The following is a 16739-nucleotide window of genomic DNA, read 5'->3' on the forward strand; positions in this document are numbered from 1 at the left end:
CATATAACGCTGTAAGGACTGGATTCCCGCTCGTAGGCGGGAATGACAGACTCTAAATAAGTCTATACTTCTATGAACGCAACTTAGTATCAATTGTGTTCCAGTACATGGCAAACGCATTTGAAAATTAAGCAGAAATTGCCTATATTTTTAGCTCCGACCGATGTTTTCATAATAGGGGTAGGGAAGGCGAAACCTTCCCTACCCCTATTATAGGACGAATTATAGGAGGAAATGGCTAATGAATTTTTCAAATGCGTTTGCCCTTGGATTTAGGAAAATTACACAAATAAAATTATCTCTGTAATATAAAAATAACTTGACAAAACATATATATATATATACTACCGACATGACGCTGGCGATGATAGGGTATCGCTATTATGGTCCGACAAAGGGCATCTATAGGGTGTGTGGCTTTTTGACTGCTTGCAGTTATGGTAGTGCATATGTTTATGCATATAGAATCGTATTTAGGGAGGTAAAGATATGAAAAGGACAATGACAAAATGTTGGTTGTGGATGCTGATTGCTGTGTTTTTAGGGCTGATGGGGGTACAGGAAGTTTTTGCAGCGGCGGATGAGGTTGGCGTAACCATATCTCCTACGGCGGCTGCAACAAGTTTTACAGCGGCGCTAACAACAACTCAATCAAAAACATTTACAGTAACAGGCACAGATCCTAATACTGCAGCCGATGCTGCCAATACAGCTACTGCGGCTAATCCAGCATTTGCCGTAACGGGAAGCACTACATTTACTTATACAAATGTTAGTTGTAACTCTATAGTTTTAACAAGTACCGGAACTAATCCATGTACGTTTACAATAACATATACACCAACAGTAGTAGGAACCAATACGGGTTTACTTACTGGTACATTTAGTGCATCTGGTACTTCTAATGCCATTAGTGCTTCAGCTAATTGGGATGCTGCAATTGTCGCCGGTGCTGGTCCGATAAGCCCACTATTTACCCTTAATGGAACGGCATTAGCCGCGCCTACCCCTACAATGACTGAATGGGGAATGCTTATGTTTATGGTTTTTGCAGGCGTTGGTTCGATTTACTATTTTAAAAGGTATTCGACTCATAGGTCATAGTAATGGCATTAAGTCACAGGCGGAGTTAAATCCTGTCTGTGACTTGTAGTTTGCTGTTTATATCTAATCCGATGACATCCCAATGGAAACCCTACTGTGAAGGCTGAAAGCTATAATATCAAACGATTGGTATTAGCGTATGTCTTAGTCATGTTATCGGCCTATGGGGTGGTGCAATTCAAAATAATAAAAGAAATGAGTTCAAGTGAACTGCTGGCAAAACTCCTCACAATTCAAACAACAAAAGTATTAAACATTCTGAATTTACCCGCTACTTGTGAAGGCACTCAAATAACTATGTCGCCCCCAAGCGACAAACCCAACACGATGAATTTCTTCGCAATGGATATTAAATTCGGCTGCAACGGCATCGAGGCGATGTTGATATACGCAGCCGCGGTTGCTGCCTTCCCCGCCTCATGGAAAAGAAAATTAACAGGAATCTTCGCTGGTATCATCTTAATACACGTAGCTAATGTAGGGAGAATTGTGGCATTGGCTTTTATAGGGGTTTACTATCCGAAAATTTTTCAATATTTCCACGTATATATCCTTCAGGGAATGATGGTAGCCTTCGCGCTTGTTATCTTTTTCGTCTACCTACACTTGAATGCCTCCAAGACTGCGTAAGGATATCTTAAAGACCGCCGCAATATTTATTGTCTCGTATTTTGTCTGCCTCGCAATCTGGTTATATGTCAAGGAAATATATGGGACTGTTTTATTACATATAATTTCAAATATAGTTGGATTTTTAGCGAACGCTGCATATGTCGATGTCTATCGAGAACAGGACATGTTTACGGTAGTATTCGGTTCGCTGAAGATGAGGGAGAGGGCTGTACCGATGTCCATCAACTCATTTACGTATAATGTGCCCGTGGCGCTTGCTATTACAGCCGCACTTTTGCCGTTTATCAAACGAAAAATGCGAGCGCTCTTTGAGTCTCTGTCGTTTCTCGTAGTACTTCACATATTTTATGTTCTTATGCTGGAGACCTTGTCGTTTACCATGGGAAATAACATATTACACGCGGTAAATGAATACTTTTTTCTGTTCACACACAAAATCATGACAAGGAGTGAGCCGTTTATTATTGGACTTTATCTGTTTGCCGTTCGAATAGTAAAACAGGGACACATCCCATGACTTTAAAAATATGCTAAAGCGTCACAGTGTAAAATAAATACCGATTTATTATACATATTGTTTATATCCCGCACATTACTTTACAATCACCAATAATTGGCAGACATGACCAAAGCGGAGGAATGAACTGTTGCTGCATGAAATATCAAAATTCCTGGCATGTTCAAACTCTATAGAAGAGGCGCTGGACAGTGTGTTTGATTTGTGTAAAAATAACGCCGGGGCGTTTAAAACACTCAACGTTTTTGTTGACAGGGGATTTCCCACCTATTGCTACACAAGCAGCAATAAAAAGGTATTTAGCAATATCCAAATTCCATGGGACAGCATTGTTGGGGAGTGCATAAGAGAGAGAAAACAGGTCATAAGCTGCTCTGCCAAATCTGGGGTATTACACAGCATGGCAAAGCCTCTTGTTTGTTTTAATAATGCCTTTGGCTGCATAGAGTTTATAACTGAAAAGGCGCTGCAGCAGCATGAACTGGATATGTTTGGAATTATTGGCGATTACTTCGGCCCGATTATTTATCTACAGGAATGGTATTCAGTCGAAAGAAGAATCGCTCATGCAATAAAAAATAAGGCGTTCATCGGCATTTTAACGCTGTATGACGAAGATGTAGAAGAGGAGGAAAAGCAGTCAACTTTAGACGCATCATTCAGCGAAATTTGCACCCTAAGCGAAGACACGCTGAAGCTGATGGGAATTAAATGTGAAATGAGTAAACGAAATATTAATGATATAATAGCATCTGTAATCGAAAAAATTAACAAACTTGCAAAACTAAACAATAAACACATTAATATTGTACAGGAATTAACCCCAGGGCTTGAGGTCTATTGCGATGAGTTTTCCATCAGGGAAGAGGTATTCTTTAACATTGTAAAAAACATATGGGAAGAGTGGCAAAACAAAGACATGGAAGAAAGAATCATAGAATTCAGAACATATCAAGAGGACAAATACGCAATAGTCGAAATTAAAGACTATGCCGGTGGAATGCCTGAGAAAATTGCGTCGCGCCTTGCATTACCTTTTGAGAGTTCCAAGGGATTTGGCCGCGGCGTAGGAATGAACATTGCCTATCAGGTTATGAAGCAGCACAACGGCGAGATTTCCTTTAAGACAAAAGAGGGTGTTGGCACCACGTTTTACATCAGACTTTCAACTGTTGAAATAAACAGGAGGGTGGTTTCCAGGTATCAGGCAATAAATGATGTGGGCAATCCTGCTGGTGTTATTACTCTTGATTTCGATTCACGCAAGACCAGCGGACATGTGGTAGATTTAAGTATGGGTGGTCTTTCCGGCGTGTTTAAAATACCCCCTCCTTATCCACTAATTACGAGCAGTGCGATAGTTACTGTAGATTTTGGTAATGCTAATAACGTGTCTGGTCTCACCGGTTCAATTGCACGAATTGAGCTGACGCAACACCCCAGTGATGATGGATATATAAAAGTTGCTGTAAGGTTTAACGATAACCCAGACCTGCTCAAAAAAGAGAGGCTGATGCAAATCCTGTCGATGTGCAAAGGCAGCATTACGCCCCAGTCCTCTGCTGTAAATATTTAACGATTTGACTAACAATTTGCTATAATAACCATGCAGTGAATGCGATACCCGTATTAATGTACCATCATGTCAACACGGCAGGTTCGTTCATAACCGTGGGGCTGAGAAATTTTGAAAAGCAGATGGCCTTCCTTAAAGCATATGGATACAGGACACTAAACACGGCAGACTTCTCTGAAATTTTAAACAACCCCAACGCCAATGCCGCTAAGACTGTGATGATAACCTTTGACGACGGCTGGGCAGACAACTGGCATTATGCCTACCCTATCCTAAAAAAATACGACATCAAGGCGGTCTTCTTTGTCGTTACTTCATGGATACACAACGACGGGATAAGATATTTCGACACAGCGTTCCCATCACACAAAGAATGCAAGGCAATTGTCTCATCAGGCCGCGCTAAAGAGGTGGTAATGTCATGGGATGAATTGAGGGAAATGGAGGCAAGCGGCCTTATAGACGTCCAATCCCATACGCACACACACAAGAAACTGGACGGAGGCAGCGTTTATGAAGACCTGTCACAATCAAAAGGGTTAATAGAGGAGCGGCTTGGTAAAAAGTGTGAGGCATTGTGCTGGCCCTGGGGTATATATAATGACAAACACATAGACCTTGCACTTAAGTCGGGCTACAGGCTTCTCTTTACAACCGAACTTGGTACGAATACATCTAAGTCCAGCCCGTTAAAGATAAAACGAATCGCCATAGGCGACATAGGGGTGATGACATTTCGGAAAAAACTCTTCATTCACTCTGACGACGGACTAAGCAAGCTCTACTTGAGGATTTTTAAGTAATCCCCATGCGTATACTCCACACAGAGTGGTCAGGGGATCTGGGTGGGCAGGAGAGGCGGGTCATTGCCGAGGTGACAGGCCTTGCAAAAAGGGGACATCACACGGCTATTGTATGCCGCCCTGAGACGAGGTTTTATGAGGAGTCCGTAAAGCGCGGCATTGAGGTACACACGCTTCCTCTGAGAAATCCATACGACATTGCCAGCATCGCAAGGCTCTCGAAGTATATTGCCGCAAACCGCTTTGACGTGATTAACACACACTCTGGCAAAGACTCCTGGATAGCGGGCATTGCCGCGAGGTTTGCCGCTGCTCCGGTACTTGTCAGGACACGCCACTTAAATATCCCCCTTAAGCGCAGCATATTTAACTTTATCCACTACCTGCCTGATGCCTATATCACCTGCGGCACGAACATGAGAAAGACACTTGTCGAGGACTGCGGCTTCCCCCCTGACGTGGTGGTAAGCATCCCAACCGGTGTTGATGACGAGTTCTTTGACATAAGGCGAGACCCTGCTGTGAAGTTAAAATATGTCAGCGGTGACGCTGCCCCAATAATCACAAATGTAGGCATTTTAAGGGGTGTAAAGGGACACGAGGTAACGCTGAGGGCTGTGCCGAAGATAATTGAGGCATTTCCCAATGCGACAGTACTCCTTGTCGGTGACGGGCCAAAACTGAAGGGGCTGCAGGGCATGGCGCGTTCGCTTGGCGTGGATAACCAAGTGGTGTTTACCGGCTATGTTGCAGAAGTCGCCCAAATCTATGCCTTTAGCGATGTTGCAGTATTGAGTTCCCATTCTGAGGGCATACCGCAGTCAGTGATGCAGGCAATGGCAGCCGGTGTCCCGGTTGTGGCAACACGAGTAGGGGGAGTGCCAGAGGTGGTAATGCACGAACAAACAGGGCTGCTCGTAAACCCATCAGACCACGATGCACTTGCCGATGGTGTGATAAGACTTTTAAGGGACAAGCCTCTGACTGCGGCCATACGCGAAAGGGCAAAGCAGTTCATCTATGAAAATCACTCGGCCACAGTGATGCTTGATAAACTAGAGGCGTTATATTATAAGCTGCTTGAGGCAAAGCTGCTTGAGAAAATCAGCAAAATCAGCGGTCTCTAATAACCCCTAAATGAAAAGAATCGCGTTTATAAGAAGGACCTATGACCCCTTTGGCGGGGCAGAAAACTACATAGACACCCTGATAAACAATCTAAACGGCTATGAAATCCACATGCTCAGCTCGCAATGGAAGGAAACCCCTCGTGCAGTGCGCCATACGGTAGATTCTGCCTCTCTGAGTTCAGCCCGTTCGGTGACAAAGTTTAACCGCAACGCTGCCCGCATTATACGGCAAATAGAGCCTGATTGCACGGTTAGTTTTGAGCGGACTACGTCTCAGGACATATACAGGGCAGGAGATGGATGCCACAGGCAGTGGCTCAACATTCGCCGTCTCATCTCAGGCAGGCTGAAGGGCCTGTCCTTTCATTTTAACATGCTCCACCGCACACTGCTGTCAATAGAAAAGGAATTGTTCAACGCTACACCTGTGATAATAGCAAACTCCAACATGGTAAAGCGAAATATAATCGAACACTATAAAGTTCCTGAAGCCAAAATCCACGTGCTGTATAACGGTGTTGACTTGACGCGTTTTAATGCCGGGGTGCGGGGGCGGCTTTCAGCGGAGTTTCGCAGAGAGTTCAATGTGAAGGACGATACCGCGATAGTCCTGTTTGTGGGTTCGGGGTTTGAGAGGAAGGGGCTTGGCGTATTGATTGAGGCCATGACCAGGATTAACACCCCGGCAGTATTGTATGTTGCCGGGAGGGGGAGGACGGGGAAATATGAGGCGCTCTCAAGACGGCTGGGAGTGCATGATAAGGTAATTTTTGCTGGGGCGGCAACTGGCATAGAGAGGTTTTACGCCGCTGCTGACGTGTTTGTCCTGCCGACGCTTTATGACCCGTTTAGCAATGCCACGCTTGAGGCAATGGCCTCCGGATGTGCCGTGATTACAACGAAGAACAACGGCGCTGCCGAGATAATCGAAGACGCCAGAGACGGAATGCTCCTCAATAACATGGCAGACCCTGAGGAACTCGCTGGTAAAATAGACAAGGCAATACCCATATGCAGAGAACTTGGATGCATGGCCACCAAAAAGGCAGCAGCATATTCCATTGGTCAAGCGGCAGGGCAGTTCAGCCGCCTGATTGAAGATTACTGTTTGAACAAGTGAAATGCGCTGCACTGGACAGTACATATTTAGGTAAATACTGAATCAGCTGGTGTCTTTATTAGGCGTGTCACGTGGCGGGCGTGTGCCGCCAGGGATATTTATTCCGAATTTCTCAAGCCTGTACCAGAAGGTTTTATAGCTCATGCCAAGGAGCCGGGCGGCCTTTGCCGCTACGTTATTGGCCTTTTGCATGGCCTGCTTTAACAGTTTTTTCTCCAGCTCTTCAAATACGATTCCCTCTTCAGGGATTTCTATGTCCATGATACCACAGGCTGCTGGCTGTTTCAATTCACTTTTGATGTCGTCGGGGCTTATGACCGTTGTGTCTGCCATTAAGACTGCCCGCTCTATGACCGAACCAAGCTGGCGTATATTGCCGGGCCAATGATAGTCTGTTAATAATTTAAGCGCCCTGTGGTCTATGCCCGTTATGTGACTTCCAAATTCTGTATTATATTTGGATATAAAGAAATTAACCAGAGACGGGATGTCTTCTTTTCGCTCCGTCAGGGGCGGCAGCGTCACAGTGACTACCTTTAATCTGTAGTAGAGGTCTTCTCTGAATTTTCCATTTTCGATTTCACTCTCAAGGTCTTTGTTCGTTGCTGCGATGAATCTGACATTTACTTTCATTGTTTCTTTGCCGCCCAGCCTGCGGACTTCTTTGTCCTGGAGGACGCGCAGGAGTTTAGTCTGGGTCAGGAGCGGCAGGTCGCCGATTTCATCAAGAAAGAGAGTACCGTTGTTAGTGGATTCTATGATTCCAGCCTTTCTTTGGGTTGCCCCTGTAAACGCCCCTAGTTCGTATCCAAAGAGTTCGCTCTCGATGAGGTTGTCAGGGATTGCGGCACAGTTGATTGCGTTAAATGGTGCATTTTTGCGCGGACTATTATAGTGAATGGCGCGGGCAATGAGTTCCTTGCCTGTGCCGCTTTCACCATAGACCAATACTGTGACGGCGTGGGCGGTTATCTTCTTTACAATGTCTATTACTTCGGTCATCCGCTTTGAGCGGCCTATTATGCCCTCCATGTTGAATTTGTCATAGAGTTCTTTATGAAGCCGGATGTTTTCCTTGAGCAGGCTCATTCTCTCAGCGGCCTTGCCAACGACAAGTGTGATAACGTCCTTGTCAAGCGGTTTGATGAGATAGTCAAAGGCACCCTTTTTCATTGCCTCAACAGCGCTGTTAATCGTCCCATATGCAGTGATTACTATGACGGCTGGACGAGACGGCTCATCGGGCAGGTATTCAAGCATCTGTATGCCGGTCATCCCAGACATGTTGAGGTCAGTCAGGACTACATCAGCGTTTTTATCCCTAATTATCTCTAACCCTTTTTCGGCGCTCTCGGCAGCAAATACCTCGTAACCCTCGTCTTCGAGAATGGCTTTGAGTATTCCCCGCTGTAACGGCTCATCATCTATTACTACAACTACTGCCATGCTGCCTCTGGGTTGAGCCTGTTGACCACATTATTTACCTTAGGTTTTACCTCATTTCTTACCTCGCAGGGACATGGGAGGAATAACTTTACTTCCGAACCACTCCCCGGTTCGCTGTAAAATTCAACCCTTCCGCCGTGTTCCTCCATGACCCTAAAGGTCATTGGCAGGCCGAGTCCGGGATGATTTTGTTTGGTCGAGAAAAATGGCTCGAAGAGTTTTGGCAAGTTCTCAGGCTGGACGCCGGGGCCGTTGTCCTCTATTGTGAGTACAAATTCGTTTTCCCTGACCTCTGTGGTTATCTTTAACAGACCGCCTGTGGATTTAAAGCCGTTGATAGCCTGAAATGCGTTTGTCATGACGTTTAGTACGCAGGACTTAAACAGGTCCGGGTCTACATTGAGTATCATCATATCGCTGCAGTAGTTTTTACTGATAACAATGCCGTCGGCCTCGGCCTTTGCCCAGATGAGGGCTACGGCATCTTCAAGGACATTGTTTATGTGTACCTGTTGGAGGTTTACCTTCAGCGCCCTGCTGTAGTCAAGGAAATCGTTGACAAGTTTGTTAAGTCTGTGGATTTCTTGTTTAATGCCGACAATGAGTGTGTTGAAGTTCTCAAGACTGCCGTCGTTTTCGGGGGGGTATTTGCCGCGTATGTAGTCTATTGAAAGGCTGATGAAATTTAACGGGTTTTTAATCTCATGGGCCATGTCGCGTGAGAGTTTGCCAAGACCGGAGAGGTGTTCTGCCTCTCTGAGGCGCTCCTCAAGGTTTTTGCTCTCGTTGAGTTTTTTAACCATATGGTTGAAACTTTCTGAGAGCTGACCAATCTCATCTTTTGTCTGTACCGGTATTTGCTGGGTCAAGTCCCCTGCCGATACGCGCAAAGAGGCATCAACAATCCTTTTTATCGGCATAGTGTATCTGCGTGAGAACACCAGGGCTATAAGCAGCCCGGTGCCAAATACCAGGATGATTGTCAGGATGCGCTTTGCCATGTTAGCTTTAATCAGGTCTGAGAAGTCTTCTTTGTTTATCATAAGGTGGATATAGCCGTACTGCTGACCGTCGGCGATAACGGGAACGATGACATTATATGCCTTGCCTTCGTCGGAGACATGTTCACCGAGTTCAGCCCTGATGACCATTTCTTTTTTTCTGTGTGAGATGGGCCTGCCAATTTTCGCCTGATTACTGCTGGCCACTATCTCGCTGTTATTGCTTATGATAGAGATTTCCTTGATGCCTCGGTTGTTTAACTGAGTGAGATATTGGGAAAGCCGTGACTCATCTGTCTTTCCGGTGACCTCCTCGACCCCGACCTGTATGGCCTTTGTGAGTTCACCGGTTTGTCTTTCTACTTGCTGGAGGAGTTTGTTCTCCAGTTGCAAATTAAACATCACAAGCATGGATATGATGGTGCACGTCAGGATGAGCATCATCGCAATCAGCTTTTTGTTAAGCGACAGTGCAAAGGGATTTTTCATAACCGCTAATAATTATAACATATTATTAGGCATAAAAATGTTATACTTGACTGTTAATACTAATTTAAGGATTCGCATGGAGGAAACCTTGATGTTGGCAAAAGTGACAGCTAAAGTGATATACGGGGTAGTTTTGGTGTTGGTATTAGCGCTTGGACAAGCCGTCAGTGCCGAGCCAAAACAAGGACAACAGACAGTAAAAGTCGCGCTTTTGTATAACAGTTCCGGCCCGATGGCCTCAATAGACGATCCTGCATATAAGGGCGCAGTGCTGGCGGCCAAATTGATTAACGTACAAGGGGGCATTGCAGTCGGCCCGAAACATATAACGCTTGAGCTTATACCCACAGATACCGCCTCCAACATCGCAAAGGCCTCATCCGCTGCCGTAGATGAAAAGAACAAAGAAGTAGTTGCTGCCATAGGCTACGGAGACAGCGCCTTTGTTATGAGCGCGGCCTCACTTTTTATAAATAAAGGGATTCCATATATAACGCCGGGCGCAACGCTTCCAACGCTCTTCCAAACGCTCGGTGACCGGTTTTTTATGGTTGCTTACGGCGACGACGCCCAAGGCCAGGCCATCGCAGACTATACTTATCAAACTCTAAACACGAAAAAAATCGCCATGTGGGTAGACACTTCGATGGCATTCACTTTAACTGTGAGTGACTCTTTTAAACAACGCTTTACAGAATTGGGCGGGACAATCCTCTATGCAGATCTGTTTACAAGCGGCAGCTCAACACCACCTGATTTCTCGAAACTGATTGAAAGGCTCAAGGCGACCGAACCCAAACCGGAGGCAATTTTTATCGCGGCTATTGATGAGGAGGCTGCCCTTTCTGTCAAGCTCCTGAGAAACGGCGGTATTGACATTCCTATTGTGAGTGCAGACGGTTTCGACAGCCCGTTTGTCGAAAAGGCTGAAACGGTTAAACCAATTAAAAATGTATACTTTGCAACGCACTCCTTCAGGGGGGAAACCCGCTCTGAGGTGACAGCCTTCATCAGCGCATACAAAAAAGAATATGGAAGCGAACCAGCAAATGCCTACGCTGCCCTGGGCTTCGATGCTGTGAATATACTTGCAGACGCGATTAAGCGTGCCGGGCAGAGAAACTCAGATGTGCCAGATGTATTAGATACGTCCGCCATATCAAAGGCGCTTTCTGAGACAAAAGACTTTAAGGTTGTAACCGGAACAATATCGATGAGACAAAATATGACGCCCGGGAAATCTATCGCCATAGTAGAAATCAAAGATGGGAAATACACGGTGGTACACACATGGAGACCATAACCGGTCACCAGCTTAAGCGGTTATAATAATGGCAGAACACGGAGGACATGATTTGTTTCACAGCACGACAATACTTTGTGTCAGAAGGGGCAGTGAAGTTGCCATTGCCGGAGATGGGCAGGTTACGTTTGGGGCGACGGTTCTCAAACACAACGCAAAGAAACTCAGAAGGATGTACAACAATAAGGTTATCGCAGGGTTTGCCGGGGCAACGGCAGATGCCTTTACATTGTTTGAGAAATTTGAGGGAAAGCTTGAGTCATACAGGGGGAATCTCTCGCGTGCCGCAGTTGAACTGGCAAAGGATTGGAGGACAGATAAAATTCTCAGGCGTCTTGAGGCCCTGCTGATTATTGCAGACAAGGACGTTACCCTGATAGTCTCCGGCAACGGCGACGTAATTGAACCCGAGAGAGGCGTCTCTGCTATTGGCTCAGGCGGGCCGTACGCTCAGGCAGCCGCCAGGGCGCTTTATGACAACACAGAACTCTCCGTAAAGGAAATCACTGTCAAGGCGATGGAAATAGCTGCCGATATTTGCATATACACGAATAAAAATATAATAGTCGAGGAACTCAATGGATAATCTTACACCGCGGAAAATTGTAGAAGAACTGGATAAATATATAGTAGGGCAAAATAAGGCTAAGAAGGCCGTGTCCATAGCGCTGAGAAACCGCTGGAGGCGCCAGAAACTCACTGTAGACCTCAGGGATGAAGTCCTGCCAAAAAATATCATTATGATAGGCCCGACCGGTGTGGGTAAGACGGAGATAGCCCGGAGGCTGGCAAAGCTCTCTGCGGCTCCATTTATTAAGGTAGAGGCATCGAAATTTACCGAGGTAGGTTATGTCGGCAGAGATGTTGAGTCTATGATCAGGGACCTTACGGAGCTTGCCATAAATATGGTCAAAGAGGAGCATTTCGAAAAGATACAGGAAAAGGCAAGGCTCATGGCAGAAGAAAAGCTACTTGACACACTGCTGCCCCCTCTGAGACAGTCAAAGTCATCACCCGCCAACGCTGAGGAAAAACAAAAGCAATCAGAAACAAGGGAAAAACTGAGAGAAAAACTCAAAGACGGCAAATTCGAAAATAAATACGTAGACATCGATGTCAAAGAGAAGGTGATGCCCTTTGGCGTCATATCCAATATGGGTATGGATGACCTTGAGATGAATATTAAGGAGATACTTGGGAACTTTCTGCCAGAAAAACAGAAGAAAAAGAAGATGAAAGTCCCCGATGCCCTAACTCAGTTCACAAAGGAAGAGGCTGGTAAGCTGATAGACATGGAGAAGGTCACCAAAGAGGCCATTCAGAGGACAGAGCAAACAGGCATAGTGTTTATTGACGAGATAGATAAGATAGCGAGCAAGGGGCAGTCTCATGGCCCAGATGTATCACGCGAGGGAGTGCAGCGCGATCTGCTGCCTATTGTTGAGGGTACTACGGTGACGACAAAGCACGGCCCGGTCAAGACAGACCATGTGCTTTTCATAGCGGCGGGGGCGTTTCATGTCTCAAAACCATCTGACCTCATACCTGAACTGCAAGGGCGTTTTCCAATAAGGGTTGAACTTGATGCCCTCGGCAAGGACGAATTCATACGCATTTTGACAGAACCCAGCAATGCCTTAATAAAACAGTACGTGGCGCTTATGAATACGGAGTCTATTGAACTTGATTTCATTGATGATAGCATTGTAGAAATTGCAGAGATCGCCGCTACCGTAAATGAGAGGACAGAAAACATAGGTGCAAGACGCCTTCACACAGTAATGGAGAAACTCCTTGAGGATATATCCTTTGACGCCCCGGAGTTAGCACCGGCAAAGATAAGGATAGACTGTAATATGGTCAGAGAGAAACTCTCAGAAATAGTAAAGAACGAGGATTTAAGCCGCTATATCTTATAGCATAAGGAAAACCATTGCGTAGTGCGGCAATATTTATTATCCTGGCGGTTGTAATCGGGTGTGGGTGTACGCGGGCAGTGAAAGTCCCGCCCCGAAAGGCAGAGCGTATCCCTGAAGCCCCTATGACCATGATGATTGCCTCATGGTATGGCCCTGACTTTCATGGCAAACTCACGGCATCAGGTGAGGTGTACGATATGTATGGTATGACAGCGGCACATAAGACACTTCCATTTGGCACTATCTTAAGGCTGACAAATCCCGATACCGGCGCCGCTGCAACAATTACGATAACTGACAGGGGGCCATTTGTGCCGGGCAGGGACATAGATTTGTCATACCGCGTAGCCAAGGATATTGGAGTAATAGGCCCGGGGGTACTTGCCGTGATGGTGCAATACATTGGCAGGGACATGAAATATGCCAAATACATAAAGGTCTCAGACGCTGCATCAAGCGCATATACGATACAGATAGCCGCATATGAGGACATTAAAAGCGCCGAGAGGCTAAAGGCTGTCATCATTGAGTCACATCCTGGGGTATTTATCATGCAGGCGGTTGTAAACGGGAAGGTTTACTACAGGGTAAGGGTAGGCCGTTACACTGATAAAGAAAAGGCCATGTCCGAGGCAAAGCACTTTGCCAATGAGGGGTATGATACATATGTTACACCACATGATTAAGCGGGCGGTTTAAACTATGGAGGCGGACATGAATTCACTGATAGCAAAGGCAGCGGTGCTGATAGAGGCACTGCCGTATATACAGAAATTCCATAAAAAAACATTTGTAATAAAATATGGCGGGGCAGCCCAGACAGAGGATTCATTGAAAGAGGCCTTTGCCCGCAACATCGTCTTGTTCAACCACATCGGGATAAGCACGGTAATAGTCCACGGCGGCGGCCCAATGATTTCAAAGACGATGGAGCGCATGGGGAAATCCCCTGAGTTCATACAAGGCCACCGCGTGACAGACAAAGAGACGATGGACATAGCGGAAATGGTACTGGGCGGGTTGATAAACAAGGAAATCGTACAGTTGATTAACCGCTCCGGCGGCAATGCTGTGGGAATAACAGGGAAAGACGGCGGCCTGATTACGGCAAGGAAGAAACTCCTGCGCTCTAATCACTCAGACTCCTGCGCTGTAGACATCGGTCTGGTAGGCGAGGTAACAGAGATAAACCCGTCGATTATCCATGCCCTCGGCACACAGGGATTTATCCCCGTGATAGCCCCGATAGGTGTGTCAAAAGAGGGAGATACGCTCAATATAAACGCAGACTTTGCAGCCTCAGCAATCGCCGGTGCGCTGAAGGCAGAAAAACTGATATTACTGACAGACACCTCAGGCATTCTGAATAAAGACGGCAAGACTATATCTACAATAAGGAAAATGGATTCCGTGTCATACACCACAGACGGCACAATAAGCGGTGGTATGCTGCCGAAGATAAACTCCTGCATAGAGGCCCTCGACGCTGGTGTTGGGAAGATACACATCATAGACGGGAGAATCCCCAACAGCCTGCTGCTTGAGATATTTACACAAGAGGGCATCGGCACGGAGATAGTGCTGTAGTATAAAATAGGATGTGTCACTATTAAGCACTCTTATTGGGGGGCCTAAGGTAAATATGGATGCTAAACAAGTACAGTCCAAGCATAAACGGCTCACATCTTGTCATGATTCTGTGCATGAATAAAAAGAGATATTTGTTTAGTGCCTGGATAACTGCATGGCCTTCTATTGTGAAAGAGAGCATTTCCAGTACCAGAGCATATATCGCATGCATTGACACAAGAAACGCTACTGACATCAAAATGGCGCGCGCCTTGTTTCTTATAAACGGTAAAAGGGCTGCAACAATCGCAAGCGTAACCGGAACGTTATATGTGAAGGCATCAATAGACACTGCTACGGCGCGCTCTCTCTGCTTCAGTGAACCGAACACAACGGTAAACATGCCATTTTCTCTATGAACATCCACGTAGGCGGCATGTGTCAGGATTCCAACTAAGTTTGAAGTAATATCCAATAAGACAATACCATAGGGCTCCTTAAGAAGAATCCATATTGCCAAGACGACAAAATATGATCCGATAAATATGGTGATTGCCCTTAAGATATTTCTATGCAGCCCTTGTGTCATTCAGATGTAGGTACATGAAAAATATTGCAAGGGCAAAGGCTATCATCATCCCTTGAAAAATGTATACGTGGAAATAGCTAAAAAGCCAGCGATGGTTAATCCCTATGAAGCCCAACAGGACGATTCTCAGGACATTCCCCACATGGATTAAAATTACGCCAGAGGCCATCCCCAACAATTTACGCTTCCATGAGGCGGGGAAAGCTGCCACCGCAGATATATATATTAACATAGCCTCCATGCCATTACATCCGAATTGGACGTCCATTACAAAATGTGGTGCAGCAACCGTTTTGAGATAGATTGAGATATTCGAGCCGGTATACGTTGTTTTCATATTGATGAGGCTTAAAGCCTTTGTAGATTGAATTACTATGAGTTTTGTCAGCAGTTCGCTTATATTCTCATCTTTAATGATTTTTAAATGAACTATATTGTAAACAATCAACATAAAAAGAATGTAGACCAATAACAGACGTTTTACTCTGAATTCATTGTTTGGTTTGGATGAAGATTCCATTGTGGCAGACTATAATCCGAGGTTGCTCTATTTTTTGTTGATTTTCTGAACCTTTCGAAAATAATAAACAGAACCAATACCAGCAAAAACCATGAAGATTGTCATCCCCCAGCCCGACATTGTCGGTGTTGGTACGGCCAGTCCTGTTCCTGTAAGGGTTATTGTAGCTGAAGCTGAAGTGGCACCAGCGCCTGTTGTAGTTGCAAATCCTGTAAAGGTATCATATGTATTGGCTCCGTTGACACCAAAACTAATATTTAAAGTCCCTGTTCTTGTGCCTGTATCCGTAGGTGAAAAAACAACGCTAATATTACAGGAACCAGGAGCCTGACTAACACCACAAGTAGTACTACCAGCATTCAACGAATAATCTGAAGTACCAGCAGTTATGGATGGAGTTATAATACCGGTCCAACAACCATTACTACATGCAAAGGTTAATGTTATCGTACTAGTAGAACTTTGTGTTAAAATTGCAGATGAGACTGTATATATCCCTGTGCCTGCAACTGCATCACTAGTTACTGATATGCTTCCAGCATATGCTGTTCCTATCCCAACAATTTCGATTAAAATACAAAGCAAAAAAACATAACATAGTTTTTTGCATACCATCACAACTGACCCCTCTCTTCTCAACTCAGCCTAAACTTGCCTTTTTAAATTCAGCGTAGATTTGACAATACCATCTCCCATGCAAATCCCTAAATGCAATCCCCTGAGCGTGGCATTCTCAAATAGAACTCACTTCAGCTTCACTTACTTGTAGTAATTAAACCATATTATGCCTTTCTCTGTCAAGCCATTTATTTCCATGAGTTCCCCCGAAAAATTTAGCTGGTGGTTAGTCGGGGAAGAGAGGGTAGTTTGTTAGACCTGTTGGTGACTGTGATAATAATCCTGACAGTATTGAGATAAATAGGGACAGCGTCAATACTGTCCGGTATAGAAATTGCTTGGCGGAATAATACGCGGCAATGAGGGATATCGAGATTTTAATGTAACCTAACGGGTGATGTC

Annotated in this window: 17 protein-coding genes; 12 read left to right on the forward strand and 5 right to left on the reverse strand. The window is 45.3% G+C overall.

Translation table 11 applies throughout. The features are described 5' to 3' along the window. Nucleotides 1-489: 489 nt before the first annotated feature. The 7 genes from ASN18_RS01285 (at nucleotide 490) to ASN18_RS01315 (ending at nucleotide 6883) form a co-directional block, all read left to right on the forward strand. A complete protein-coding gene (locus ASN18_RS01285; RefSeq protein ID WP_085050795.1) occupies nucleotides 490-1104 on the forward strand; it encodes a hypothetical protein in 615 nt (204 codons plus the stop codon). 96 nt (nucleotides 1105-1200) lie between these two features. Beyond that, nucleotides 1201-1734, forward strand: coding sequence for an archaeosortase/exosortase family protein (locus tag ASN18_RS01290; RefSeq protein ID WP_085050796.1), 534 nt, complete (start codon nucleotides 1201-1203; stop codon nucleotides 1732-1734). Beyond that, complete coding sequence (locus ASN18_RS01295) at nucleotides 1715-2254, forward strand: hypothetical protein (RefSeq protein ID WP_085050797.1); 540 nt, start codon at nucleotides 1715-1717, stop codon at nucleotides 2252-2254. The genes ASN18_RS01290 and ASN18_RS01295 overlap by 20 nt, the downstream gene beginning before the upstream one ends. A gap of 130 nt (nucleotides 2255-2384) precedes the next feature. Further along, complete coding sequence (locus tag ASN18_RS01300; RefSeq protein WP_085050798.1) at nucleotides 2385-3830, forward strand: ATP-binding protein; 1446 nt, start codon at nucleotides 2385-2387, stop codon at nucleotides 3828-3830. 56 nt (nucleotides 3831-3886) lie between these two features. Then, on the forward strand, nucleotides 3887-4633 hold the full coding sequence (locus tag ASN18_RS01305; RefSeq protein ID WP_085050799.1) for a polysaccharide deacetylase family protein: 747 nt from the start codon (nucleotides 3887-3889) through the stop codon (nucleotides 4631-4633). Between the two features lie 5 nt (nucleotides 4634-4638). Beyond that, nucleotides 4639-5760 (forward strand): glycosyltransferase family 4 protein, encoded by a 1122-nt coding sequence (locus ASN18_RS01310; RefSeq protein WP_085050800.1) that lies wholly within the window; start codon nucleotides 4639-4641, stop codon nucleotides 5758-5760. Nucleotides 5761-5770: 10 nt separating this feature from the next. Beyond that, a complete protein-coding gene (locus ASN18_RS01315) occupies nucleotides 5771-6883 on the forward strand; it encodes a glycosyltransferase family 4 protein (protein WP_085050801.1) in 1113 nt (370 codons plus the stop codon). A 42-nt stretch (nucleotides 6884-6925) separates the two neighbouring features. Here ASN18_RS01315 and ASN18_RS01320 read toward each other — a convergent pair whose 3' ends face one another. Both ASN18_RS01320 and ASN18_RS01325 read right to left on the reverse strand, forming a co-directional pair. Next, the gene (locus ASN18_RS01320) at nucleotides 6926-8329 is read right to left on the reverse strand and encodes a sigma-54-dependent transcriptional regulator (protein ID WP_085050802.1); all 1404 of its coding nucleotides are present in this window, start codon (nucleotides 8327-8329) and stop codon (nucleotides 6926-6928) included. Next, entirely contained in the window at nucleotides 8320-9819 is a 1500-nt protein-coding gene (locus ASN18_RS01325) for a sensor histidine kinase (protein WP_085050803.1), read from the reverse strand. The genes ASN18_RS01320 and ASN18_RS01325 overlap by 10 nt, the downstream gene beginning before the upstream one ends. Nucleotides 9820-9910: 91 nt before the next feature. Between ASN18_RS01325 and ASN18_RS01330 the strand changes: the two genes are divergently transcribed. The 5 genes from ASN18_RS01330 to argB are packed head-to-tail and all read left to right on the forward strand — an operon-like array spanning nucleotide 9911 to nucleotide 14628. Next, nucleotides 9911-11122 carry an ABC transporter substrate-binding protein gene (locus ASN18_RS01330; RefSeq protein ID WP_236861419.1) on the forward strand — a complete coding sequence of 404 codons (1212 nt, stop codon included), beginning with the start codon at nucleotides 9911-9913 and terminating at the stop codon, nucleotides 11120-11122. Nucleotides 11123-11150: 28 nt separating this feature from the next. Beyond that, a complete protein-coding gene (gene hslV, locus ASN18_RS01335) occupies nucleotides 11151-11708 on the forward strand; it encodes an ATP-dependent protease subunit HslV (protein WP_085050805.1) in 558 nt (185 codons plus the stop codon). Then, nucleotides 11701-13041 carry an ATP-dependent protease ATPase subunit HslU gene (gene hslU / locus ASN18_RS01340; protein ID WP_085050806.1) on the forward strand — a complete coding sequence of 447 codons (1341 nt, stop codon included), beginning with the start codon at nucleotides 11701-11703 and terminating at the stop codon, nucleotides 13039-13041. Before hslV ends, hslU begins: the two co-directional genes overlap by 8 nt. A gap of 14 nt (nucleotides 13042-13055) precedes the next feature. Beyond that, complete coding sequence (locus tag ASN18_RS01345; protein WP_157072766.1) at nucleotides 13056-13727, forward strand: septal ring lytic transglycosylase RlpA family protein; 672 nt, start codon at nucleotides 13056-13058, stop codon at nucleotides 13725-13727. 28 nt (nucleotides 13728-13755) lie between these two features. Beyond that, nucleotides 13756-14628: an acetylglutamate kinase gene (argB, locus tag ASN18_RS01350; RefSeq protein WP_085050812.1), complete on the forward strand. Its 873-nt coding sequence runs from the start codon at nucleotides 13756-13758 to the stop codon at nucleotides 14626-14628. A gap of 22 nt (nucleotides 14629-14650) precedes the next feature. Here argB and ASN18_RS01355 read toward each other — a convergent pair whose 3' ends face one another. The 3 genes from ASN18_RS01355 to ASN18_RS17005 form a co-directional block, all read right to left on the reverse strand. Beyond that, on the reverse strand, nucleotides 14651-15085 hold the full coding sequence (locus tag ASN18_RS01355; RefSeq protein ID WP_157072767.1) for a hypothetical protein: 435 nt from the start codon (nucleotides 15083-15085) through the stop codon (nucleotides 14651-14653). 94 nt (nucleotides 15086-15179) lie between these two features. Next, nucleotides 15180-15719: an archaeosortase/exosortase family protein gene (locus ASN18_RS01360; RefSeq protein WP_085050809.1), complete on the reverse strand. Its 540-nt coding sequence runs from the start codon at nucleotides 15717-15719 to the stop codon at nucleotides 15180-15182. Nucleotides 15720-15746: 27 nt separating this feature from the next. After that, nucleotides 15747-16337 carry a hypothetical protein gene (locus ASN18_RS17005; protein ID WP_157072768.1) on the reverse strand — a complete coding sequence of 197 codons (591 nt, stop codon included), beginning with the start codon at nucleotides 16335-16337 and terminating at the stop codon, nucleotides 15747-15749. Nucleotides 16338-16739 lie beyond the last annotated feature (402 nt).

Origin of the sequence: Candidatus Magnetominusculus xianensis (assembly GCA_001541255.1) — a bacterium.
GTDB classification, from domain to species: domain Bacteria; phylum Nitrospirota; class Thermodesulfovibrionia; order Thermodesulfovibrionales; family Magnetobacteriaceae; genus Magnetominusculus; species Magnetominusculus xianensis.

Excerpts from the sequence above, each read along its gene's own strand:
- ASN18_RS01285 (WP_085050795.1), top strand. The coding sequence starts at position 490 with ATGAAAAGGACAATGACAAAATGTTGGTTGTGGATGCTGATTGCTGTG.
- ASN18_RS01295 (WP_085050797.1), top strand. The coding sequence starts at position 1,715 with ATGCCTCCAAGACTGCGTAAGGATATCTTAAAGACCGCCGCAATATTT.
- ASN18_RS01305 (WP_085050799.1), top strand. The coding sequence starts at position 3,887 with ATGTACCATCATGTCAACACGGCAGGTTCGTTCATAACCGTGGGGCTG.
- ASN18_RS01310 (WP_085050800.1), top strand. The coding sequence starts at position 4,639 with ATGCGTATACTCCACACAGAGTGGTCAGGGGATCTGGGTGGGCAGGAG.
- ASN18_RS01315 (WP_085050801.1), top strand. The coding sequence starts at position 5,771 with ATGAAAAGAATCGCGTTTATAAGAAGGACCTATGACCCCTTTGGCGGG.
- ASN18_RS01320 (WP_085050802.1), bottom strand. The coding sequence starts at position 8,329 with ATGGCAGTAGTTGTAGTAATAGATGATGAGCCGTTACAGCGGGGAATA.
- ASN18_RS01325 (WP_085050803.1), bottom strand. The coding sequence starts at position 9,819 with ATGAAAAATCCCTTTGCACTGTCGCTTAACAAAAAGCTGATTGCGATG.
- ASN18_RS01330 (WP_236861419.1), top strand. The coding sequence starts at position 9,911 with ATGTTGGCAAAAGTGACAGCTAAAGTGATATACGGGGTAGTTTTGGTG.
- hslV (WP_085050805.1), top strand. The coding sequence starts at position 11,151 with ATGGCAGAACACGGAGGACATGATTTGTTTCACAGCACGACAATACTT.
- hslU (WP_085050806.1), top strand. The coding sequence starts at position 11,701 with ATGGATAATCTTACACCGCGGAAAATTGTAGAAGAACTGGATAAATAT.
- argB (WP_085050812.1), top strand. The coding sequence starts at position 13,756 with ATGAATTCACTGATAGCAAAGGCAGCGGTGCTGATAGAGGCACTGCCG.
- ASN18_RS01360 (WP_085050809.1), bottom strand. The coding sequence starts at position 15,719 with ATGGAATCTTCATCCAAACCAAACAATGAATTCAGAGTAAAACGTCTG.